At 39.7% G+C, this 21,493-nt stretch carries 21 protein-coding genes; 7 read left to right on the forward strand and 14 right to left on the reverse strand.

All coding sequences use genetic code 11. The annotated features are described in order from the left end of the window. Positions 1–369 precede the first annotated feature (369 nt). The gene (locus tag AC012T_RS18380) at positions 370–1,176 is read left to right on the forward strand and encodes a L,D-transpeptidase (RefSeq protein ID WP_487060179.1); all 807 of its coding nucleotides are present in this window, start codon (positions 370–372) and stop codon (positions 1,174–1,176) included. 64 nt (positions 1,177–1,240) lie between these two features. Here AC012T_RS18380 and AC012T_RS18385 read toward each other — a convergent pair whose 3' ends face one another. Both AC012T_RS18385 and AC012T_RS18390 read right to left on the reverse strand, forming a co-directional pair. After that, positions 1,241–1,777 carry a late competence development ComFB family protein gene (locus tag AC012T_RS18385; protein WP_015215431.1) on the reverse strand — a complete coding sequence of 179 codons (537 nt, stop codon included), beginning with the start codon at positions 1,775–1,777 and terminating at the stop codon, positions 1,241–1,243. Positions 1,778–1,869: 92 nt separating this feature from the next. Continuing rightward, positions 1,870–2,793 (reverse strand): M23 family metallopeptidase, encoded by a 924-nt coding sequence (locus tag AC012T_RS18390; protein WP_487060180.1) that lies wholly within the window; start codon positions 2,791–2,793, stop codon positions 1,870–1,872. A gap of 272 nt (positions 2,794–3,065) precedes the next feature. Here AC012T_RS18390 and AC012T_RS18395 point away from each other — a divergent pair, with 272 nt between their 5' ends. After that, on the forward strand, positions 3,066–4,265 hold the full coding sequence (locus AC012T_RS18395; protein WP_487060181.1) for a caspase family protein: 1,200 nt from the start codon (positions 3,066–3,068) through the stop codon (positions 4,263–4,265). Here the strand turns inward: AC012T_RS18395 and AC012T_RS18400 are convergent. Together AC012T_RS18400 and psaK are read right to left on the reverse strand one after the other, a co-directional pair. Further along, positions 4,250–5,482, reverse strand: a complete 1,233-nt coding sequence (locus AC012T_RS18400; protein ID WP_487060182.1) for a site-2 protease family protein — start codon at positions 5,480–5,482, stop codon at positions 4,250–4,252. The genes AC012T_RS18395 and AC012T_RS18400 overlap by 16 nt on opposite strands. A gap of 371 nt (positions 5,483–5,853) precedes the next feature. After that, a complete protein-coding gene (psaK, locus tag AC012T_RS18405; RefSeq protein WP_323313193.1) occupies positions 5,854–6,108 on the reverse strand; it encodes a photosystem I reaction center subunit PsaK in 255 nt (84 codons plus the stop codon). 128 nt (positions 6,109–6,236) lie between these two features. On the opposite strand from psaK, the gene AC012T_RS18410 reads away from it, so the two are divergent. Both AC012T_RS18410 and AC012T_RS18415 read left to right on the forward strand, forming a co-directional pair. Next, positions 6,237–6,866 (forward strand): phosphoribosylanthranilate isomerase, encoded by a 630-nt coding sequence (locus AC012T_RS18410; RefSeq protein WP_487060183.1) that lies wholly within the window; start codon positions 6,237–6,239, stop codon positions 6,864–6,866. 190 nt (positions 6,867–7,056) lie between these two features. Then, entirely contained in the window at positions 7,057–7,779 is a 723-nt protein-coding gene (locus AC012T_RS18415; protein ID WP_487060184.1) for a Uma2 family endonuclease, read from the forward strand. A gap of 346 nt (positions 7,780–8,125) precedes the next feature. On the opposite strand, the gene folE is transcribed toward AC012T_RS18415, so the two are convergent. From folE to AC012T_RS18440, 5 genes are all read right to left on the reverse strand, one after another. Then, positions 8,126–8,833, reverse strand: a complete 708-nt coding sequence (gene folE / locus AC012T_RS18420; protein ID WP_487060185.1) for a GTP cyclohydrolase I FolE — start codon at positions 8,831–8,833, stop codon at positions 8,126–8,128. 115 nt (positions 8,834–8,948) lie between these two features. After that, positions 8,949–9,674, reverse strand: coding sequence for an SDR family oxidoreductase (locus AC012T_RS18425; protein ID WP_487060186.1), 726 nt, complete (start codon positions 9,672–9,674; stop codon positions 8,949–8,951). A 347-nt stretch (positions 9,675–10,021) separates the two neighbouring features. Then, complete coding sequence (locus AC012T_RS18430) at positions 10,022–11,002, reverse strand: acetyl-CoA carboxylase carboxyltransferase subunit alpha (protein WP_487060187.1); 981 nt, start codon at positions 11,000–11,002, stop codon at positions 10,022–10,024. 161 nt (positions 11,003–11,163) lie between these two features. Continuing rightward, entirely contained in the window at positions 11,164–12,183 is a 1,020-nt protein-coding gene (locus AC012T_RS18435) for a long-chain acyl-[acyl-carrier-protein] reductase (RefSeq protein WP_015215419.1), read from the reverse strand. Positions 12,184–12,518: 335 nt separating this feature from the next. After that, positions 12,519–13,217 (reverse strand): aldehyde oxygenase (deformylating), encoded by a 699-nt coding sequence (locus AC012T_RS18440; RefSeq protein ID WP_487060188.1) that lies wholly within the window; start codon positions 13,215–13,217, stop codon positions 12,519–12,521. Positions 13,218–13,395: 178 nt separating this feature from the next. Here AC012T_RS18440 and AC012T_RS18445 point away from each other — a divergent pair, with 178 nt between their 5' ends. Then, the gene (locus AC012T_RS18445) at positions 13,396–14,223 is read left to right on the forward strand and encodes a carbohydrate ABC transporter permease (protein WP_487060189.1); all 828 of its coding nucleotides are present in this window, start codon (positions 13,396–13,398) and stop codon (positions 14,221–14,223) included. Between the two features lie 471 nt (positions 14,224–14,694). After that, complete coding sequence (locus AC012T_RS18450) at positions 14,695–14,892, forward strand: DUF2811 domain-containing protein (protein ID WP_487060190.1); 198 nt, start codon at positions 14,695–14,697, stop codon at positions 14,890–14,892. Between the two features lie 384 nt (positions 14,893–15,276). On the opposite strand, the gene AC012T_RS18455 is transcribed toward AC012T_RS18450, so the two are convergent. Next, positions 15,277–15,732, reverse strand: coding sequence for a cupin domain-containing protein (locus AC012T_RS18455; RefSeq protein ID WP_487060191.1), 456 nt, complete (start codon positions 15,730–15,732; stop codon positions 15,277–15,279). 47 nt (positions 15,733–15,779) lie between these two features. Continuing rightward, positions 15,780–16,553: a cysteine hydrolase family protein gene (locus AC012T_RS18460; RefSeq protein WP_487060192.1), complete on the reverse strand. Its 774-nt coding sequence runs from the start codon at positions 16,551–16,553 to the stop codon at positions 15,780–15,782. Positions 16,554–16,636: 83 nt separating this feature from the next. On the opposite strand from AC012T_RS18460, the gene AC012T_RS18465 reads away from it, so the two are divergent. Continuing rightward, positions 16,637–18,034: an amidohydrolase gene (locus AC012T_RS18465; protein WP_487060193.1), complete on the forward strand. Its 1,398-nt coding sequence runs from the start codon at positions 16,637–16,639 to the stop codon at positions 18,032–18,034. 92 nt (positions 18,035–18,126) lie between these two features. On the opposite strand, the gene AC012T_RS18470 is transcribed toward AC012T_RS18465, so the two are convergent. From AC012T_RS18470 to AC012T_RS18480, 3 genes are read right to left on the reverse strand one after another with little or no spacing between them, the layout of a single operon-like run. Further along, complete coding sequence (locus AC012T_RS18470; RefSeq protein ID WP_487060194.1) at positions 18,127–19,632, reverse strand: P-loop ATPase, Sll1717 family; 1,506 nt, start codon at positions 19,630–19,632, stop codon at positions 18,127–18,129. After that, positions 19,629–21,014 (reverse strand): tyrosine-protein kinase family protein, encoded by a 1,386-nt coding sequence (locus tag AC012T_RS18475; RefSeq protein WP_487060195.1) that lies wholly within the window; start codon positions 21,012–21,014, stop codon positions 19,629–19,631. The genes AC012T_RS18470 and AC012T_RS18475 overlap by 4 nt, the downstream gene beginning before the upstream one ends. Before the next feature lie 6 nt (positions 21,015–21,020). Beyond that, positions 21,021–21,452: a HEPN domain-containing protein gene (locus tag AC012T_RS18480; protein WP_487060196.1), complete on the reverse strand. Its 432-nt coding sequence runs from the start codon at positions 21,450–21,452 to the stop codon at positions 21,021–21,023. Positions 21,453–21,493 lie beyond the last annotated feature (41 nt).

Genomic DNA, 21,493 nt, shown 5'->3' on the forward strand with positions numbered 1-21,493 from the left:
GAAAAGATACCCTTTCTTGTAGAAGCCAACCTTATTATTTATGGAGGCAAACAGTCTGGCAGGAGGCAAAGAGACAGATTTCTTGTTTCATCAGCTTTTGAGGCTTTTAGAACTGAGTAGTTATTTCTGTCACTCTGCACTAAGGAGAGTCTCTAGCAGAAGAAAAAAGGCTGGTTTCAAATTCTTTTGAGAATTAGCCATAATAGGGAAAATTGTGTTCAGATTTACAAATGACCACTAGGGCTTGACAAAAGTCAGTATTTACAAATGATGGAAGTATTGGCAATTCCCAATCCCAAATCTAAAATCCAAAATCCAAAATCTAAAATTTTTCGGTCAGCCAGGTATGTCAGGGATAAACAATAAGCGATGGCAATGGCAAGAAATGAATCTGTAGCGCGGATGGTGATGTTCCTCTGTTTTGGCACAGCAATTTTATCTTTGGCTGTCCATTGGCGCATTATGAAAACGACAGGACAGTTAAATCAGTCTGCATCCACTACATTAAGGCCAAATTCTACCCCCCGCACCGACTCTAATCAAAATCGCTCTGAAGGCATTGGCATTGGGGAACCTGCTTTAGCTGAATCTGTAGCCCCTGCAAAGCCGAAGGCTATATTGGGACAAGGAAACAAAGATAAAGATGTAGCTAATACTGCGGTGACACCAAAACAGACAAAGTTGGTAGTTCCCAGAAAAGAAGAAAATCAGAAGACAAATAATCGTCCCAAAGGTTTTTTCTTTCCGGGTGTGGCTCAAGCTAAATCTGTCCAAGGACTAGGATCTAGTCAGACACAAGTGGTAGTTAATTTAAGCGATCGCCGTGTCTATGTTTATCGCTATGATCAAGTAATAGCTAGTTACCCTATTGCTGTAGGTAAAAAAGGCTGGGAAACGCCGACGGGTGATTTTCAAGTCATGCACATGGAACACCATCCAATTTGGCGGCATCCCATAACTGGCAAAGTATTTGAACCAGGTACTGATAGTCCTTTGGGGGACAGATGGATTGGTTTTTGGTCAGATGGACGCAACGAAATTGGCTTTCATGGCACTCCTAACACCGACTTAGTGGGAGCAGCAGTGTCTCATGGTTGCTTAAGAATGCGTAATTCTGATGTCAAAATGTTATATAGCCAAGTAAGTATAGGCACACCAGTATTGGTGCGTAACTGAAACAGTATACAGAGCAAAGTCATTAGTTTTTTCTGCAAGAACTAATGACCAATGCCCAATGATGTTATTTTTGCTCAAAATTAGGCGCGTAAACTTGAAGTAAGGTGCTGACTTGATGCAAAACTTCATTTCCAGTGCTTTTGCTCAGGGCTTGACGTTCTGGGAAGAAATTTGGTTGATCTAAGTAACGATCTATTGCTTCCCCTACTTGTTGAGAAATAAATTCATAAAGTTCTGTCTTAGCGCGTTTACGTTGGTACTTTGCGCCTTCTTCTGTCGTCGCATACAGGGGTGGAAGACGGTTGAGGGCGTAAGCTGTGATATCCCCCACATCCAGAGAACTTTCACAACTGGCTTCAATTTCTGCTACTTTAGCGATCACCTCAGTCAGTACCAATTCTTCCATGACGTTAATAAATTGTTTGCGAGGGACTGCTACTACCTCACCAGTCAACAATGACCCCATGAGTCGATCCAGCGCCATGTACTCTTCAATTGAAAGATCTGAGGCGTTGTCACAAATTCGCCCGACTTCGGCTTCCATTGCTGGTGTTAGATAACCGTCGAGGAGAGCTTGTTCTACAATTTTTTCAATACTCATAATTATCAATTATCACGATTAAATTTAAGCGGTCTTCATAATTCATAATTATGATTTTAATTACGAATTATGAATTATGAATTACGAATTATCTAGTCAACCACCTTAGTTTTCCAGGATTGTGGATCAATGGATTGTCCATTAACGTATAAACCCCAGTGTAAGTGAGGCCCTGTAGAAGCACCTGTTGAACCTACACCACCAATAAGTTGTCCAGCTTTTACTAAATCACCTTCTTTGACATTAATGCGACTTAGGTGCATAAAAATGCTGGTTACTCCTTGACCGTGGTCAATGCCAACTATGTTACCATGAACTCGGAAACCTTCGGATACTCTACCTACTAAAGCAACCCGTCCAGCTGCTGGGGCAATTACGGCGGAACCGGCTGCACCAGCGTAGTCTAAGCCACGATGGTAGTAATCATTTGCAAATTTACCATTATAGTAGCGACGTACACCATAGATTGTCGTCATCCTGCCTTTATTTGGTGTTAGAAAAACACCATTCCAGTATTTTTCAGGTGTTTGCAGGGCTTTGAAAGCGGCAACACGGTTGAGTTCCAGTTCTGTGGCTTGGACTCCAGCTTTTCCAGGGGGTAAGGTGATGCGTTGGATGGGGAATTTGCGATCGCCTACGTACACGGCTAAGTTCCTTTGTCGCTGACCTTCTCCCGCTATTGTGACCGTTCTAACTCCAGATTTTTCCAGTGGCGTGGTAGGAATAAAAGAACGGTATTTATTTGGAGAAATTTCAAAGGCTGGATATGTTTTCTCTCCCACTGTTACTGTAGGAATACTGGGCTTGTCTTGACTCTCTAAGTCAATTATTACCGATAAGGTATCTCCCAGTCGTGGTTTGTTAGGGATGATCTGTACTTCTAAAGCCTGTGCAGGTAAGGCTAAAGCTATAGGGACAGCCGCAACTATTCCCATTAAAATTTTATTGGCACGGTTAATGATGCTAACACTCTGCAACCAATTCTGCGGATTGATAGGGTGAGTTTTGGTAGTCATAGAGTTATAAAAAAATCTGTTGCTGCTGTTTTTCAACAGACTAACGTATTAACGCTAGTATTTCCGCAGCTTGATCAAAAAATTCTGCAAATTTACAAATAGGGAAACATTTGCAAACTTTTTCGTCTCTAAAGAAGTTGCTATTCGTACCTTTTACAATGTCAGGTTGATTAATTGCTAATGGGTGACAGAAGGCAGAAGCAAGATAAATACTCTCCTCTTCATCCTCCCCACTGTCCTCAAAGTCCCCAGAACACCTATTCTAGCTACTTATGTCTTTTATTTCTCGTCGCCATTTCTTATACTTCGCTGGTTCAGCCTTAGCTACTCTGGGATTAAACCAGCTATCATTTCTAGAAGAGGCGCAAAGCTACGGCAAAGTCCTCGCTCAAAGTACTCCGCGCAAACTTGCTTTACTTGTTGGTATCAACAAATATTCATCCCAACCTTTAGAAGGGTGTCTTAACGATCTGGAGTTACAAAGCCATCTCCTCACCCATCGCTTTGGTTTTAATCCTCAAGACATTTATATTTTGTCGGACGAAAAAGCGAATCGCCAAGGTATATTAGAAGCGTTTGAAGAACATTTAATTAAGCAAGCCAAGCCTGGAGATGTGGTTGTTTATCACTATTCGGGACATGGTTCACGCATTTTTGACCCTAAACCCATTGCGGTAAATCCAAAAAACCAAGAAGGTCTTAATGGTACTTTTGTGCCTGTGGATAGTTCTCTACCTGCTGGATATCCTCAGAGTGGGGGGACAGTTAAAGATATTATGGGACATACCTTATATTTATTGATGTCTGCATTGTCAACAGAAAACGTGACTGCGGTGTTAGATAGTTGCTTTTCTGGAGGTGCAACACGAGACGGACGAGTGAGATCCCGTGCTGGTGGCAAAAATGTGTTGGTTTCTGCTGATGAAAAAAATTACCAGGAAAAGTGGTTGTCACGGTTGAAGATGTCGCCTGAGGCATTTGTGAAGGGTTATCGTGCAGGGGTGGCTAAAGGTATGGTTTTAGCAGCTACTAATCCTCAACAATTTGCACGAGAAGTGAATATTAATGGTTTTCGCTCAGGTATTTTTACTTATTTATTAACCCAATATCTTTGGCAGCAGGATAGTACTGTTGATAGTGCGATCGCTTCTATCCTGCCCCAAATTCCTAAGAACTTCAATCAAACTCCTGGTTATGAAATCAAACCCGGTAGTAATTACAAATCACAACCGCTGTTTTTTGTTAATAATCCTGCCCCAACTGGTAATGCTGTCATCACAGCAGTTGCCGATCATCGGGTTAGTTTGTGGTTGGGTGGTGCAAATTTAGCTGCACTTGATCAAGGAACGGAGTTTAAGGTGGTGAATGGCACAGGAAAGGTAACGCTACTCAACCGGAAGGGTTTAGTTGGAGAAGCAACTAGTGTGGGAGTTGTGAAAACAGGAATGGTTTTGCGTCAAGTAACAGATTGAATTTGACGATCTTCATCCTTGATGCCTTCTAATGACTTAGCTATCCCCCCCAGTTGTAAACCTGGTGGAAAGCTACTTTCTTCTTTAATACGCTTGATTTCAGCTTCGGTGATTCGCAAATTTAACTTTTGTGCTAAACAGTTGACCGTATCTCCTCGGTCGATGATACCGGCTACAGCACCAGCAGGAGAGAGTACGGTAATTCGAGTTAATTGTTCATTTTCTAGCTTGTTAATGACTGCGGCTAAGGAAGTGAACTCGGTAACGGTGGGTATGGATGTGAGAGGATGGACAATACTTGCCAAAGTTTGAGTTTCCCATTGACTTCTTTCGGTTGTCCGCAAATCTTCGAGTGTCACCATACCCCGGTAACGTCCATCAGCAGCAGCAAAGTAAACCTGAGAAGAAGATGTTTCTAAAAGGTATAAATCAGCAAACTCTCGTATTGTTTGGTTGGCATCAACTACCCGAAAATCACGGGTCATAGCATCAGCCGCTACTAGTTTGAGTAGGGTTTCTTGTAATGTAGTTGCACGGTCATAGCTGTTAGCATTGCGAATCGCAAACCAACCTAATAGCACAATCCACAAACCTGTTAATAATTCCCTGGTCAGGAAATCGATCGCAAATCCAAGTGCGATCGCACTATAACCTAAAATCTGCCCAGCTTTTGCTGCCCAATGTACGGCTTGAAAGCGATCGCCTGTGATTTTCCATAGTGCTGATTTGAGTACCTGTCCCCCATCTAGAGGTAAACCAGGAATCAAGTTAAATAAAGCGACAACCAAGTTAATTCTCGCTAAATCTCCCACCATGACATTCAACGCTGTGGTATCAGGAATGAAATTAGAACCTAGACGCAGTAATAAAAATAGAACTATACTCACCGCAGGCCCTGCGATCGCTACTTGAAACGCTTTACCAGGTGTTTTTGATTCCTCCTCTATCGCTGCAATCCCACCAAAGAAAAACAAAGTAATTGAATTAACTTTAATCCCTTGCGATTGTGCTACCAAACTATGCCCCAACTCATGCAATAGAACAGAAGCAAACAGCAATAGCGCCATAACTAATCCAGCACTCCAACCTGTGATAGTCCCCCATTGTTGGTAAGCTACTCCAAAATTCAGGGTTGCTAAACCCAAAATCACAAACCAGAACGGGTCTAAAAATAGAGGAATACCAAATAAAGAGCCAATTTTCCAATTTGTCTGCATTCTCTTTTTCCTAAAATTAATTATGGACAAAATTTTATGTAGGGTCAGGGCGTATTGCAATACACTTCCACAGCTTGCTAAGGATTCAGGGAACAGAAGAGAAAAATATCCTTCTTTCTCCTGAATCCTGAATCCTGAATCCTGAATCCTGAATCCTGAATCCTGAATCCTGAATTCTTACCAGCTTGCTATCCCAGGTGCGAGCTACTCTATTTTCTAGAATAGACAATTTAATTAGAAATATTGAACTTTCAAAATAATAGGGGCGTATGGTAATACGTCCCTGTTTAGTATAAAAAAGCGGTAGGGGATTTGATTCTTACCTACCGCCCAATTTTTACCCTTGATGACAAGAGAATCTCAACCAGAATTTATAAACGACCAATGTTAGTCAGTCCTAAAACAATGCCAATCCCAATCACATGACCAAAAGCCATTGCGCCAATAAAAGCTGGAACAGTAATGGGCAGTAAAGGCATTTGTGGCCCAACTTTAGGAGCTTTACTTGCCAAACTGAGTAAAAGTACTACTAGACTGCTGGCGCTAATAATGATACCTACTGTAGGACTCCACACAGGTGTGGCAGGAACTGATGCAGCGGCTGCTAGTAAGATAGATGATATCAAGTTGTATTCTCCTACAATGAAAAAATGAATGTAAACCTACAAGATTATAAAATTCCGTAGGACAAAGCAAAACTTTTTTGCCTAATTTAGGTTACTTTTGTGATTATTTTTAATTTCTCTTTCTTTGAATGCGGGTAAAAATTTGCGGCATCACTCAACCAGAGCAGTCTATAGCGATCGCTTCGCTCGGTGCAACAGCACTAGGATTTATTTGTGTACCTACCTCACCACGCTACGTTACCATAGAGCAAATTCAGGCAGCAGTAGCCAAAATACCTGACAAAATTGATAGAATAGGTGTCTTCGCCAATAGCAATATTTCCGAAATCACGCAAATAGTAATTGCATCTAATTTAACTTGTGTGCAGCTACACGGAGATGAATCACCAGAATTTTGCCACAAATTGCGTCAATCTTTACCCCAAGTAGAAATAATTAAAGCTTTCAGAGTTCGCAGTTTGGAACAACTAGAAACAACACATAACTATATTGAGTATGTAGATACTTTACTACTTGATGCCTATCATCCTCAACAGTTAGGGGGTACAGGTCAAACCTTAAATTGGCAGATGTTACAAGAATTCAGCCCCACTTGCCCTTGGTTTTTAGCTGGAGGACTAACACCAGATAATATTATGGACGCATTAAGTCAGGTAAAACCCAATGGTATTGATTTATCAAGCGGTGTTGAACATTCACCAGGTAATAAAGATTTGGATAAAGTAGCATTGTTGTTTGCAAGGTTAAAATCTGTGTAAGTATTCAGCTATCAGTAATTAGCTTACTAAAAGCTGATACAGCAGATTTCAGATCAATAAGGTACAGAATCAAAATTTAAACCTAGACACCAAGCCAGTTTTACTCCTGAATCCTGACTCCTGACTCCTGAATTCTGCTGTAAATGAATGATATAATCAAAAAATTACAACTTGATGCTATATCAAATTTATGATCATTGCACAAGAACTAGAAACTCAAGAAAACATCTTCCCAGATATAATTTTTCCCCCTGGTGATTTATATAGTAATGAACCTCCCGTAGATACAGAACTGCATCTCAGACAAATAATTTTATTATTCAAATGTTTAGAATGGTTATGGAAAGATAGAAATGATTTCTATGCTACTGGAAACATGAGCATTTACTATAGTCCTAACCAGAAAAAATCAGAAGATTCTCGTGGTCCAGATTTCTTTGTAGTTTTAGAAACTGAACGCAAAACCCGGAAAAGTTGGGTAGTGTGGAATGAGGATGGTAAATATCCCAATATGATTGTAGAAATTCTCTCCCCAAGTACAGCTAAGACAGATAGAGAATTTAAAAAACAACTTTATCAAAATACATTCCGAACTCCAGATTATTTTTGGTTTGATCCTTATACTTTAGAATTTGCAGGCTTTCATTTATTAGATGGAAAATATCAGCCAATTGAATTAAATAAAAAAGGACATCTTTGGAGTCAACAGCTAGGTTTATATTTGGGTGTTTATAATGGTTTATTGCGGTATTTTACACGGGAAGGAATTTTAGTTCCTACACCGGAAGAAAGCGCAGAACAGGAAGCTAAAAGAGCAGAACAGGAAGCAGAAGCAAGAAAAGTAGCAGATCAAAAAGCAGCACGTTTAGCAGCAAAATTGAGAGAATTAAATATTGACCCAGAGACAATTTAAGTAAGAATTCAGGAGTCAGGAGTCAGGAGTCAGAATGCTTATGAAATGAAGAATAGAGAGAAGTGAGATTTTATCAAAATCATCACAATTTATATAACTAAACGCAGATAAACGCAGATAAACGCGGATTTTTAATTTCTCTCCCATCCTGTAAATCCTTTAATCCTGGACATCCTGATATGGCTACGCCACGCAAGCTATCAGACAAAAGCCTCTCTTATAAGTCATGGGTACACCACGCAAGCTATCAGATATCAAACCGGATTTCTATATTACCAAAGCAGCAAAATCACTCACCCCCTAATGTATTTTGAGGATGAGCGATAGTCCTAGCAATACCTAATCCCTAAAAGAATGATGCTTGGTGACGAATTAAGTTAAAGAATTCTTCGCGGGTTTTTTGCTCGTCTTGGAATATACCAACCATAGAACTAGTGACTGTCCAAGCACCAGGTTTTTGTACACCTCTCATAACCATGCACATATGAGAGGCTTCCATGACAACGGCAACGCCTTTAGGTTCAAGAATAGTCTGAATTGCTTCAGCGATTTGTCTGGTTAGTCTTTCCTGTACTTGCAAGCGACGTGAATACATTTCTACAATTCTGGCTAGTTTGCTCAAACCCACAACTTTTTGATTGGGGATATAAGCAACGTGCGCTCTACCCATAAAGGGCAGCATATGATGTTCACACAGGCTAAAGAAATTAATATCTCTAACTAGCACCATCTCGTCATGACCTTCGTCAAAGATGGCACCATTTACGAGCTTTTCTAAGGATTGATTGTAGCCACTAGTGAGAAATTGCATCGCCTCAGCTACGCGTTTGGGTGTTTTCAGGAGTCCTTCCCGTTCTGGATCTTCACCAACGCCTACCAGTATTGCTCGCACTGCATCCATCATTTTATCCATATGTTCCTCTGTAGGCGGATGCAAATCCGGTTGCCGCCCATCATGAGTATTACGGTCAGGTCTGGGATTAATGGCTTCTTCTAAGTCAGGAATCAAAGGAGATGTCGAGCTATTGGAACCGTTGGAACTAGCGATAGTCATGATTGAATTATGGTAATTGGTAATTGATAATTGGCTTCAGCCGTGAGCGTCAGCCTAACGGTAATTGGTAATTGGTAATTGGTCATGAAAAAAAATCACTATCTCAATTACTAACTTAGAGAACGCCCGCATTAGACATGAGTGTCAATTCTTCAATAACTGCTTGCTGTGGGAGTAAGACAGTGTGGAGAATTGTCTGAGCTACAATTTCTGGGGTTAACATTTTTGTACGGTCAAAGTCAGCATTAACTGTTGCTGTGTCCCAAATTTCAGTATTGACCGAACCTGGACAAATCGCAGTGACACGAATGCCGTGGACTCGTTCTTCTTGAGCTAGAGTTTGAGAAAGGGCTAGTAAGCCAGCTTTGCTAACACAGTAGGCTCCCCAACCAGCAAAGGCTTGTTTGGCAGCAATGGAAGCGACATTGATAATTGTGCCTGTACCCCGTTGCCGCATTTCTGGCAAAATGCCCATCATGCACTGAAAAGCGCTAGTGAGATTTAAGTTAATCACCTGCTGCCAGTCTTCTAGGGGGGTATCGCTCAAATTGGCGGTGTATCCCATGCCAGCATTGTTGACGAGAATATCTATATCGCCGAACTCATGAGCGATCGCTTGGATTTTGGTTTTTACTTGAGAAATACTAGCTAAATCCATAGTGAAGGCTTTTGCTTCCACTCCGATTTCTATAGCTGTTTGTGCGACTGCGGCCAATTTATCCTCAGAACGGCTGACCAAGGCGACATCTATTCCGGCCTTTGCAAAGGCTAAAGCCGTTGCTTTCCCAATTCCGCTGCTGGCTCCGGTAATCAGAGCGCGTCGTTTCTGCTCAAAACTCATGGTATCTCCCCATTTTCTGGCAGTGCTGTGAGACACCAGCCTCCCATAAATTAAATAAATCTAAAAATCCGATTGTTTTTTATGACAGGTGCTATAATGCCTTGCCATTATGGGTATGTAGCCTACAGCTAGTTTTCCCCGTCAGGACAACAAATATCTTTCTGGGAAATCAGGTTGTAAACTCAAAGCCGATTATTGAATACTAAGCAAACTCACCCATCAAATGGGGTTCATTTGCTGAACACACAAACACAAATGCCTATAGCTGATAAGATTGTTAAAAATCTTTAAGCAGCCCTAGGCAATTATAGCACTGCTGTAGTGCTATGGGATTGTAGCTATTATTTTTAGTGAGCGAGTTCGGTAAAGACACCAATTTTGCGGAATTTCTCATAGCGGAGTTGGCGACGTTCGCTCGCAGTTAAGCGATTGAGTTCATCCAAGTTATCCAACAAGGCTTGCTTGAGAGTTGTAGCTGCACTCAAGGGGTCAGAATGAGCGCCACCGATGGGTTCAGATAATATTTGGTCGATAATTCCCAGGTTTTTCAGGTCGTGGGAGATAATTTTTAAGGCGACAGCGGCTTGAGGGGCTTTGCTGGCATCTTTCCATAAAATAGCGGCACAGGCTTCTGGGGTAGCAACGGTGTAAACTGAGTGTTCAAACATCAATAAGCGATCGCCTACGCCAATACCCAAAGCTCCACCAGAACCACCTTCACCAATGACTGTACAAAGGATTGGCACATCAAAGCAGAACATTTGCCGGAGGTTGTAAGCGATCGCTTCTCCTTGTCCTTGATGTTCGGCTTCTATCCCTGCCCAAGCTCCAGGAGTGTCGATAAATGTGACAATGGGCATACCAAACTTGTTGGCGTGTTCCATTAACCGCAAGGCTTTACGATAACCACCAGGTGCCGCCATGCCAAAATTTCGGGCGACGTTATCTTTAGTATCCCGGCCTTTTTGATGTCCTAACATCACCACAGGTTGTCCACCCAGACGACCAACACCACCAACTAAAGCTGGATCATCACCTCCACAGCGATCGCCATGTAACTCCATCCATTCATCACTGATTGCCTGAATATAATCTAGAGTGCTAGGACGACGAGGATGTCTAGCTACTTGCAGTCTTTGAGATGGGGTGAGACTGCTAAAAATTTCTTCACGCAATTGCATAGCCCTGGTTTCGAGTTGGCGAATTTGACCAGAAACATCAACGCCATTTTCTTCTGCAAGTTGCCGAATTTGGTCAATCCGGGTAGCCAGTTCTGCTAACGGCTTTTCAAAATCCAACAGTAGTGGTTTGCGTTCAGTAATTGCCATAGTTAGAAATTAAGTGACAGGTGATAGGTGACAGGTGACAGGTGACAGGTGACAGGTGACAGGAGGCAGGGAGTAGGGACAGGGGAAAAAGATTTATAGCAATGCCCAATGCCCAATGCCCAATGCCCAATGCCCAGTCCCCAGTCCCCAATTCCCAGTCCCTAAACTAACAATGGTCTAAAACCGTGTTTAATTGACACCCGACCAATTTGCTCCATTTTATCTACGGTAATCTGATTGCGACCCCAAGAAAAGTTTGTGTATAACTTCTCAAATTCCAGCAGCATTGATTCCGCAAAACAAGCAAACAACTGGCGTGCTGGGACATCCATATTGACAATTTTCATAATTTTCCAGTCAATATCTAGGGAATGCTCGACAATTCCACCGTTTAACACATACACGCCAGGATGCTGAATTTTTGTTCCTAAGTTTTTAGGATAGCCACCATCAATCAGCAAACAAGGTTGCTTCAATACGGTGGGGTCAATTTCTACACCTTTAGGCATACTCGCAACCCAAACTACAATATCGGCTTGGGGTAATGCTTCCTGTAGACCCATGATTTTACCCCGCCCCAGTTCTGCTTGTAGTTCTTGAAGACGTTCTTGGTTACGGGCTATGAGGAGTAATTCTTGAACATCTGTTTTTTTATCTAACCAGCGGGTGACTGCACTGCCAATATCCCCTGTAGCCCCACACACAGCCACAGTTGCTTTTGACAATTCTATTCCTAATTGCTTAGAAGCTTCTTCCACCTGTCGACAGATGATGTAGGCTGTATGGGTATTTCCTGTTGTGAAGCGTTCAAATTCTAATTTAACGTTTCGGACTTGGCTAAACTGCTCTAAATTGAAGTTCTCAAAAATAATGGAAGAAAACCCACCTAAAGCCGTGATATCAATGCCATGCTTTTGAGCATGAGCCATGGCGTTGAGAATTTTGCGCGTTGCCGCTTTAATGCGGCGATTTGCCAGCATTTCCGGCAAAAAGCAAGACTCTACATACCGACCTTCAATTTTTTGTCCCGTAATGCTGGTAACGGTGATGTGATCGACAATTTGCGGCGGGGCGCTACACCAAAAGTCTAGCCCTTGATCGGCATATTCTGGGTATCCCAATTCTTGAGCTACGGATTGAGCGTGTTCTAAGCTAGTCAGATGTCCAATTAGACCAAACATGTATTGATATATTAGGCGAGTGCTGTCAAAAGCGTGGAATTTGTGGGTAAGAGATAATACCTAACTCTTAAAAATACTATACAAAGTGTCCAAATAATTCGTAATTTGTAATTACACCCCTCTGTTGAAATGTGGATTGGTGAAGATAGATGACCAATGATTTTTTGATGGTAAAATCCACCAGATTTATCTGTGGGGTCAATCCAAAATCCGTCTTGGAAAGTTTGCTCAAGTCGGCATAGCCCGCCCACGCAACTTTCCGCAAAATCCAAAATTGTCTAAACACCTTAATTTTTTCATCAGGGGTAACAAATTAGTCACCCCTATGGGGATCTTTAGACGGGTATGAGTCCGTAAGCTGAGAGACGCATAATATCACGAGTTGTGAAGCCAATATTGCTTAATGCTTCACCGTATTGAATCATGAAATCTTCTACTAAAGCTTCTTTTTCCATTGCCAAAACGTGGGCATCATCTGCTACTTGGTTGAGCATTTTCCAGACTAGGGGAAGATTTTGGCGGTTAGCTTTTTCTAATTCAGCTTTTGATTCTGCAAAGTTTTTTTGAAGCCAAACTTCGCCAAAATTGAGATGACTGTATTCTTCTTTAACCACACCTTCTGTAATTTTGCGGGCAAAATCATCAGCGACGGGAATGTAGATGTTGTATGCAGCGATCGCAAAACATTCGATAATTAAAGCTTGAATCAGCAAGCAAGTAACAACTTTACCTTCTGCGGCCGCAGTTTGAAAATTTTTGTGCAGTCCTGAGAAAAACTCTTTGGCAAATTTCATGTCTGGTGTGACCTGCAAATTGCGTCCACAAGCTTCAAATCCTTTTTTGTGGCGGCTTTCCATCTTCGATAACCGAATTAGGTCTGCTTTACTCTCTGGTAGCAGTTCCGCCAGTTGAATGTAATTATCATGGGCTTCTTGTTCCCCTTCAATCACAATTGCATTAATACGGCTATATGCGTCTTTGTATTCTTCACTTTGGAAATCAATTTTTTCAATTTGCTCAACAAGCTGCTGCATGGTATGTTTACTCCGTAACCCTGAATTATTTGATACTAAAATCTAACTTACCCCAGGAATTAAGGATGATAATCACTGTGGTTTAATTTAACTTAACAAGAAATTATGGTAATTAGATGAGTTTTTACCAGAGGTGATGCTCTAATACTAAAAAATGACTGTTCTAGAGGCATAACCGATGTCCAAGCCAAACTGGAATCTGAAAAATACGAATTTATTGAGCCTGGTAGTGTTGGTACTAGGAGCATTTATCGTTTTACTGCCTTTGATTGCGGTCTTTCTCACCTCCTTTTCACCTGCGGGTACAACTCCAGGAGTTTTGGGAAAAAATAACTGGACTTTAGCTAATTACCGCGAAGCTTGGGAACGAGGCAAGTTTTTACTAGCATTTGCTAATTCTACCTTGGTAGCGATCGCAGTTACGGCTTTTCAAATTATCACATCTGCTTTGGCAGGTTACGCCCTCGCAAGGCTGAAATTTAGGGGCAGACAAGCACTATTGTTGGTGGTACTGGCAACTTTGGTAATTCCCTTTCAGTTATTGGTAATTCCCATCTTTTTGGTGTTGAAGTGGGGACACATGATCAATACATACTGGGCTTTGATTTTACCAAGTGCGGTAAACGGCTTTGGCATTTTTCTGTTACGTCAATATTTCCAGACAATTCCCGTAGAATTGGAAGAAGCCGCAGCCATTGATGGCGCGAACCGACTGCAAATTTTGTGGCGCATCATGTTACCTTTAGCACGCCCGGCTTTAGTAACGCTGTTTTTATTCACTTTTATTGGAGAATGGAACGATTTATTTAAGCCCTTGGTCTTTACAACAAGACCGGAATTAAGAACGGTGCAATTAGCACTGGCAGAATTTCAAGAACAGTTTACCAATAATTGGCCGTTGATGATGGCAGCAGTGACAATTTCTACCGTACCAGTCATGGTGTTGTTTCTGTTCGGACAAAGGCAGTTTATTCGGGGTATCGCTGCGACGGGAATTAAGAATTAGTAACTCTTATTCTTAATTAAAACTTAATCTTTTTGTAATTCTTATCATTAACTGCTATTCTCCTCCTTCATTCCACAGCTTTTCCACAAGGTCTTGATCAGTTTTCCACAGATGTTTGACGAAATGATCGACTCTTGCTAAGTTACTGGGGATTTTGTCCTATCAACACAAAAAAAATCAGTAACTGAGATTCTATTGAGTTTTGTAACAAAAACTAGGCTTAAAAGCTTATTATTTCGTCAATAGTAATTTTCTCCCTGCTACTTTTTAACATTTCGCAGCATTGACAAACCTACCCCCTCTTAGCGCACAATGATTCGGCTTGCATTTTTAGTTTGTTCCACTGGTTAGTATCAACTTTGTAAAGTTACCAGAAACGATTAGTACAGATGATCGATACGGTGAAGAATTGGATACAACTTGCACTGCAAGCAAAATCTCTTAATAGACTTTATACAAGGAAAATATTTAATGAACGCAACAGTAGGTCTCTTTACAGAAATTCCGGAAACACTCCATGATTCCCTAAACAACTACTTAGAAACTCATCCTGATTGGGATCAAAACCGAGTATTGACAGCAGCATTATCACTATTTTTACTCCAAAATGGAGATACTGATCGCGGCGCTGCACGTATTTATTTAGAAACTTTATTTCAGCAATGCTAAGTTAAAAATCTGTAAGTATTCAGGATAAAGAATAGTTCAAGTCATGAGAATAAAGGCTTTTTTAATCAAATTTGATGATTTTGATAAAATCAGGACTTACGCAAAACAGAATGGAAGTAGGGGTAATTCATGAATTACCCCTACCCAAGAATCAGGTTTTGAGTCCAATCTTGCGTAAGTCCTAAAAATATCACCTTTCTCTATTCTTCATTTCATAAGCATTCTGAACCAAAGGTCTGCGAAGCGTCTCCTGAATCCTGAATTCTTACAAAAATCTTTGTAGCAGAACAGGTATAATGAAGCATGAAAGTTTATTTTATCCAAGTTCTGCTGGGCAGGTTTTTGATCAGCAACAGAGCTTTTCCAGATTCAGTAATACTTAATTTAGACCAATTTGAAAGGATCTAATCTTCCTAAAACAGCCATATCTTCCTCATCTAATTCTACAGGTATACCACTGCGAATTAGTTCAGAAAAGTCTTCATTTGGAACCATAATTGTCAGCGTATAAAGACGAGTTTCACCTGTATTTTTAATTAAATGAGTACCTGTAGGGGGTACTAATAAACTATCTCCAGCTTTAATAGGTACACTTTTGCCATCACAAATAGCAATTCCTTCACCTTTGAGAATAAAAAACATTTCCAATGCCCATTGATGACGATTTGGTGGTGTTTGTCCACCCACATCAAATATTTCCACACAACAAGTTAAGGAAGTATTAGCAATTGCCGAATCAAAAATAATTGCTAACCGATTAGATTCATTGGGACTAATGCGGTATGTTTGATAATCTTTGGGAGATTTGATAACCGGAATGACACAACGAGTAGCATACATAATATTTGGTTATTGGTGATTGTTAATTACGAATTATGAATTATGAATTATGAATTATTTATCGCTGTGGCAATTGCTGAAGAATCTGTAACAAAACCAAAGCATTGTTTGATGTTGTATAACGTAGCCAGCCAGCAATATTCAGGTGAAGTGGTAGCAGTGCAATCTTGGACTAAAATGCAGTCATATCCTAAAAAATTGGCATCACATAGAGTTGTTAATACACATTGGTCAGCGTTGACACCAGTAAAAAATATTGTCGTTATTCCTAAGTTCCGCAGAATACTATCTAAGGGCGTATCCCAAAAACCACTCATTCGATATTTATCAACGCAAATATCATCTGGTTGCTGTTCGAGTTCGTCTACTACTGCTGCTGCCCAACTACCTTTTACAAGTACTTTAGCACCGTTTTTGGGAAGAGGATCACCCAATCCCACACCGTCACCGCTGGGATTATAGACGTGTAGTAAAGCAGGACTTATATTGAGTAAATCAGGGCGATTTCCCCAATTTAGCCAAATTATAGGCACGTCAGCAGTGCGTAGTGCTGGTAATAATTTTTGTAATGGTTCAATGGGTTGACGTGCTGGGGTGATATCTACACCAATATGAGCTAACCAACCATCAGAATGACAGAAGTCATTTTGCATATCAATAACAATTATGGCAGCTTTTGCCAAGTCAAGGCGCAAGGTTTTGGTTTCTGTTGATAAGATAACTGGTTGTGGGGTTTTTTGAGGATGGGTAATGTCTGCAAAAGTCTGATTTACTCCCCAAGCATTTGGTGCAACGCCTAATGTCCGAATTGGTAGATTCATAAATGTCAACACCCAAGATAATTTTTTTTCTTTGTGACTTGAAATTCAGTTGAGAGTTAAATTACTTTATCAAGGTTAAAATCATGAACTTTACTATTAAAAATGCTGTAATTGCCGTTACAGATGGTTACACAATTATAGATGTGCAAGTTGTCAATGGTATTATCACCGCTATTGACTCGAATTTAGATGTGATTGGTACAAGAATTAACGGTGAACATAAACTTTTACTGTCTGGTTTTTTTAATGCCCATACCCATTCTTCGGAAATGTGGCAACGGGGAGTAATTCCACTTTTACCGTTAGAGTTATGGTTAGCACATTTATATGAGTTTGCCCCTTTGGATACGGAACAGGTTTACCTCAGCGCCTTGGGGACGGCTGTAGAAACTTTACTTTCTGGGGGAACGAGTGTAGTAGATCATTTGGTGTTAATTCCCGGTAAAGAGTTAGAAACTATTGCCACAGCCGTTCGCGCTTATCGAGAAGTCGGAATTCGGGCTTTTGTTGCCCCTTTGATTCAAGATGAATCTCTCAGTGCGGGTATACCTTCAGGGGAATCAAGCCAAATTCATGAACCTTATTTTCGTTCTACTGCGGAAACATTAGCAATTATTGAAGAAGCGGTGAGGCTGTTTCATCGTCCAGATGAGGGGATCTATATTTTAGTTGCACCGACGGGGATACAGTTGTGTAGTGATGCTTTATTTACGGGGTGTGTTGAGTTAAGTAATCGTTACAATCTTTGTCGTCACTCGCATTTATTGGAAACTAAAGCCCAGGAAAAACTAGCCCAGGAAAAATATGGTTGTACTGCGGTTGAACATTTGCAGCGTATTGGTTATTTGAGCGATCGCACAACTCTAGCTCATTGCGTTTGGTTAACCGACTCTGATATTAACATTCTCGCCAAAACTCAAGCTACAGTTGTTCACAATCCTTTAAGTAATCTGCGTTTAGGTAGTGGTATCGCCCCTATTCTCAAATATCGTCAAGCGGGGGTAAATGTAACTTTTGGCTGTGATGGTGCTTCTAGTAATGATTCCCAGGATTTGTTAGAGGCTATTAAAATTGGTTCTATTTTACATAATGTTACCGATATAGATTATCAACATTGGATTACTCCCCGTGAAGCTTTAGAAATGGCTTCTTTAGGTGGTGCGAAAGGATTCAATATGGATGATCAACTGGGTTCTCTGACTGTTGGTAAACAAGCCGATTTAGTTCTTTATGATTTCACTAATTTATCATTGCTTCCTCGTACTGATCCTATTGGTTTATTGGTTTTAGGTCGTCCTACCAATGCTGTTGATAGTGCTTGGGTGCATGGTAAACAAATTATTGCTGATGGTAAATTTACGACTATTAATGTTGATGAGTTGCGGCAAGAATTATTTAACCGCAGTGAATGGGAAAAAACACGTCTGTCGAAGAGTGTAGGGGAAATGGAGGTTCATTATCGTCAGGTGATGGGTTTATAAAACGCAGAGTTAGGGAGAGGTGATTTTACTAATAAATTCATTAGTTTGTTTATTTAAGGGAAAATTCTGGTTAGTTATTTGTGATCTATCTATTATTTGGGTCGTTTAATTCCTCCCTTTCTTTTGACCTCAAATCCATATAGATAAATTTCAGGCATATTAATCCGTTCCTCAGAAAGACTTTCAATAATTCCCAGTTGTAATAAATATTCTATAACTTCTTCTGGTTTTGTAATGAATGGGAGTTTTTCTGCTTGTTCATTCCAAGCTGTGTTAGCTATTGCTTCTAAAAATATGGATTTTTCAATTGGAACGCTTAGACCTTTTAAGCTAGTTTTTAATGATTCTAACCAAGGATATTCTTCGTGTGCTAACTCTCGAATTCTATCTTTAGAAGTTTCCATGAGCGCACCTTGTAAGTCTGAAGGATGTAGCAATGTAGTTTCTGGTAAAGGTTGTTCGTCTAATTTTTCTAATCTACGACTTGCTGCTAATGAAAACAGATTTAAAAATGAACGAGGAGCAATTCTACGTCCAGCATCTTGGAGATGATTAGGAATCCATCTATATGTATAGCCTTTTCTAGCATCAGCACCCATGAATTTACCAATGATTTTTTCAATTATAGATTCAAAAAGTGATTCATCCCCAGCTATCATAATTCCTAAATCTGTGTTAGTTTCTTTGATGAAATTGGGGAGAATCTGCAAATAATCAGCCATTTCTTGCCCAGAATTTGCTAATCTTTTGAAAAATAATTGATATAACCATGAATGTTTCCATTCTAGATTAATCTGATGTGCTTTGAGTTTGGAAGCATCAGGAAAACCTAAAAATTCTTCTCGAAAAAGGTCTGTACGTAAAAAAATCTTTGCTCTTATTCGTTCCCAACGTCCCCATCTATCCAACCAAAAAGCTAAAAGTTCTCGAATTGGTTTAGCTAATTCATTATATGAACTAACCAATGTATCTAATTTATCATAGGTAACAAATAACCATTCATCAGCTTCAATTAACTTTTCATCTAACATATCTAGAGCATGATTAATTGTTTCTAATTCTTGACGTACAAGAGGAAACCAATTTGATAGCAATGACAAATTATTGAGTAATGCTTGACGAGTTAATGAGGGTATTACCTCAACCCAATCACTAATTAATGCTTCATTATTTTGTTGCAGAATAATTCCTAACATCAGACCAATCCAAAATGCACGCCAATCAAGATTATTTGCATTTTGCATTACGGTTTCTATGGTTTCCTGGGATGGAAATATTTTACCTCTTTGTTGAGTACGACCAAAAGTTGCAATCCATGTTGTTTTATCTAAGGGAGGTAAAGCTCGAATTTTTAAATTTTCTACGAGTATAATTCGTCCAGATGGAATAGCTAATAAACGAAATAGTTCTGTTTTACCTACACCCCTTCTCCCTAATATTAAAAATGTATCTGGTTCTAATGCTTGGCGGTAATCAGGAACTGGAAGAAAGTTTTTCAGAAAATCTATATGATCATCACTTTCATGCTCTGCTGTTGCTGCTCCCGGAGCTATATTTTGCATTAATTCTAGAAGTTTTTGTTTATTAAAGCCACTCATATTCCTACCTCATTTCTTTTATCAAATTCCTTACCGAAAAGGCGGCAAATTCTCTCAGCTAGATTTTGATAATCTGGACTAGTCATTAAATTAATAATGCCTTGTAAGCGTAATTCTTCTTCTTCACTATCATCAGAAGCGAATAAAGAAATGTCTCCTTGTAAATCATTTTGCAAAGGAATTATAATAGGTGTAAAGAATGCTTCAGTATCATTAAAATTTGGTACAACTTCAGTATTATCATAATATTTTTGTTGAAAAATCTGATATGCCTGTTCTCTAAATGCTCTCACTTCCTCATTTCTTCTTGGATCATTCAAACTAGGAGCCATAGAGTGAACTAAACACACAGGTAATCTTTTTTCTGGTGCAAGTGGTCGAGATAAGTGATGAATTACATGAGTTAATCCATCCCAACTTTGACGAGATTGTCTACCAAAGATAACTGCGGCATGGGACAGATTTGTTAATGCTAATCCTCCAATATCATGAAATCCTGCTCTAGAGTCTAGTAGAATGAAATCAAGAGGTTTAGCTAATCTTTCCAATTGATTAATCATATCCTGAAAATTATCAGGTAATTCATGATCAATGAGATTCTGAAAATCTAGCCTTGCTAATTTTTCTAAGTAGTTATTATCTACAATTCCGGCAGGGATTAAACGTATTGATTCTCCAAAATCTCCCAGTAATAATTGTTTATTGATTGGTGCAATGTGAGTGTTTAAAGACCAATTATTTTTTTGAATCTTCTTCTCTAATAAATAGTCTATAACGCCAAAATCAACAGGATTATCTTTAAAAAAGATTGTGGATAAGCCAGGAGCTTCTAAATCCAAATCTACTATGGCTACCCTATGTCCATTACGAGCTAACGTGAGTGCCGTTGCAACCAGGGCTGTAGTTCTACCTACACCACCTTTAAATGAAAAAAAAGTAATAATTGCTGGTTTATGTCCTTGATCAACCAGTTCTATTTTCCAAGGTGGCTCGCCTGAATTTTTGTTAGTCCATGCTTGTTTAGCAATATGGCGTTCTAGTATATATAAGTTAGGAACAATATTATTAGCGTTCCAATAATCATTAATCCTACATTGTTTAATTTCTGCAATCAAAGCTTTATAACCATCTTTTTCTCCTTCTGGCAACCAAATATCTTTGCCATAGTAAGAATCCAGCTTTTGTTCTAAGTATTGTCCTAGTTTATCTATGTCTGTTTTTTCCGGACTAAAATTTTCTTTAGGTTCTAGAAAAAGTCTTATCCTACCATAAACATCACGAATTATAGTTACTGATTCAAGATTTGCTGTCAATGTTGATTTTATATCAGATTCTTGAAAGCATTCTTCTACTTTATCAAAAGTATCACTAAAGGTAATCATCACTTTTTAAATATTCTCACTTGATATTTTGCCATCTAAAACAAGTCTAGGAATAACTTCATTATAAATTTGTTCTGCTCTATTTACTGCTTCTTCCGCTTCAACATCATTCCAGCGACCAGATTGAGAGTAGCGCCTTTCTGGGTGATCCTGATCTAAGACTGTTCCTGTAGTTCTAGAAGTTGGAAGTTGCATATCAAGCACAGGATACATTAAGCGAAGCCTATCCATTGCCAGACCTTGTAGTTTCGTTAAATCATGACCATATTTTATGGCTGCTTTTTGATCTTTAGGAATATATACCTCTACTAATACCTTAAATGAGCATTCAACAACATAACCCGCAAGATATACTGCATTATCCAATCGCTGCTGATTGAGTAATAGCTTTGCATCTTGTAAATGTCGTGCAGCAGCCTGTGTAAAAGACTCTGACATGATTATTCTCTAAATAATATTGATTGATGAATTATACATCT

It is taken from the genome of Anabaena sp. EIM26 (assembly GCF_057568715.1).

Coding starts and splice junctions, on each gene's coding strand:
- AC012T_RS18380 (WP_487060179.1), top strand. CDS start 370: ATGGCAATGGCAAGAAATGAATCTGTAGCGCGGATGGTGATGTTCCTC.
- AC012T_RS18385 (WP_015215431.1), bottom strand. CDS start 1,777: ATGAGTATTGAAAAAATTGTAGAACAAGCTCTCCTCGACGGTTATCTA.
- AC012T_RS18390 (WP_487060180.1), bottom strand. CDS start 2,793: ATGACTACCAAAACTCACCCTATCAATCCGCAGAATTGGTTGCAGAGT.
- AC012T_RS18395 (WP_487060181.1), top strand. CDS start 3,066: ATGTCTTTTATTTCTCGTCGCCATTTCTTATACTTCGCTGGTTCAGCC.
- AC012T_RS18400 (WP_487060182.1), bottom strand. CDS start 5,482: ATGCAGACAAATTGGAAAATTGGCTCTTTATTTGGTATTCCTCTATTT.
- AC012T_RS18410 (WP_487060183.1), top strand. CDS start 6,237: ATGCGGGTAAAAATTTGCGGCATCACTCAACCAGAGCAGTCTATAGCG.
- AC012T_RS18415 (WP_487060184.1), top strand. CDS start 7,057: ATGATCATTGCACAAGAACTAGAAACTCAAGAAAACATCTTCCCAGAT.
- folE (WP_487060185.1), bottom strand. CDS start 8,833: ATGACTATCGCTAGTTCCAACGGTTCCAATAGCTCGACATCTCCTTTG.
- AC012T_RS18425 (WP_487060186.1), bottom strand. CDS start 9,674: ATGAGTTTTGAGCAGAAACGACGCGCTCTGATTACCGGAGCCAGCAGC.
- AC012T_RS18430 (WP_487060187.1), bottom strand. CDS start 11,002: ATGGCAATTACTGAACGCAAACCACTACTGTTGGATTTTGAAAAGCCG.
- AC012T_RS18435 (WP_015215419.1), bottom strand. CDS start 12,183: ATGTTTGGTCTAATTGGACATCTGACTAGCTTAGAACACGCTCAATCC.
- AC012T_RS18440 (WP_487060188.1), bottom strand. CDS start 13,217: ATGCAGCAGCTTGTTGAGCAAATTGAAAAAATTGATTTCCAAAGTGAA.
- AC012T_RS18445 (WP_487060189.1), top strand. CDS start 13,396: ATGTCCAAGCCAAACTGGAATCTGAAAAATACGAATTTATTGAGCCTG.
- AC012T_RS18450 (WP_487060190.1), top strand. CDS start 14,695: ATGAACGCAACAGTAGGTCTCTTTACAGAAATTCCGGAAACACTCCAT.
- AC012T_RS18455 (WP_487060191.1), bottom strand. CDS start 15,732: ATGTATGCTACTCGTTGTGTCATTCCGGTTATCAAATCTCCCAAAGAT.
- AC012T_RS18460 (WP_487060192.1), bottom strand. CDS start 16,553: ATGAATCTACCAATTCGGACATTAGGCGTTGCACCAAATGCTTGGGGA.
- AC012T_RS18465 (WP_487060193.1), top strand. CDS start 16,637: ATGAACTTTACTATTAAAAATGCTGTAATTGCCGTTACAGATGGTTAC.
- AC012T_RS18470 (WP_487060194.1), bottom strand. CDS start 19,632: ATGAGTGGCTTTAATAAACAAAAACTTCTAGAATTAATGCAAAATATA.
- AC012T_RS18475 (WP_487060195.1), bottom strand. CDS start 21,014: ATGATTACCTTTAGTGATACTTTTGATAAAGTAGAAGAATGCTTTCAA.
- AC012T_RS18480 (WP_487060196.1), bottom strand. CDS start 21,452: ATGTCAGAGTCTTTTACACAGGCTGCTGCACGACATTTACAAGATGCA.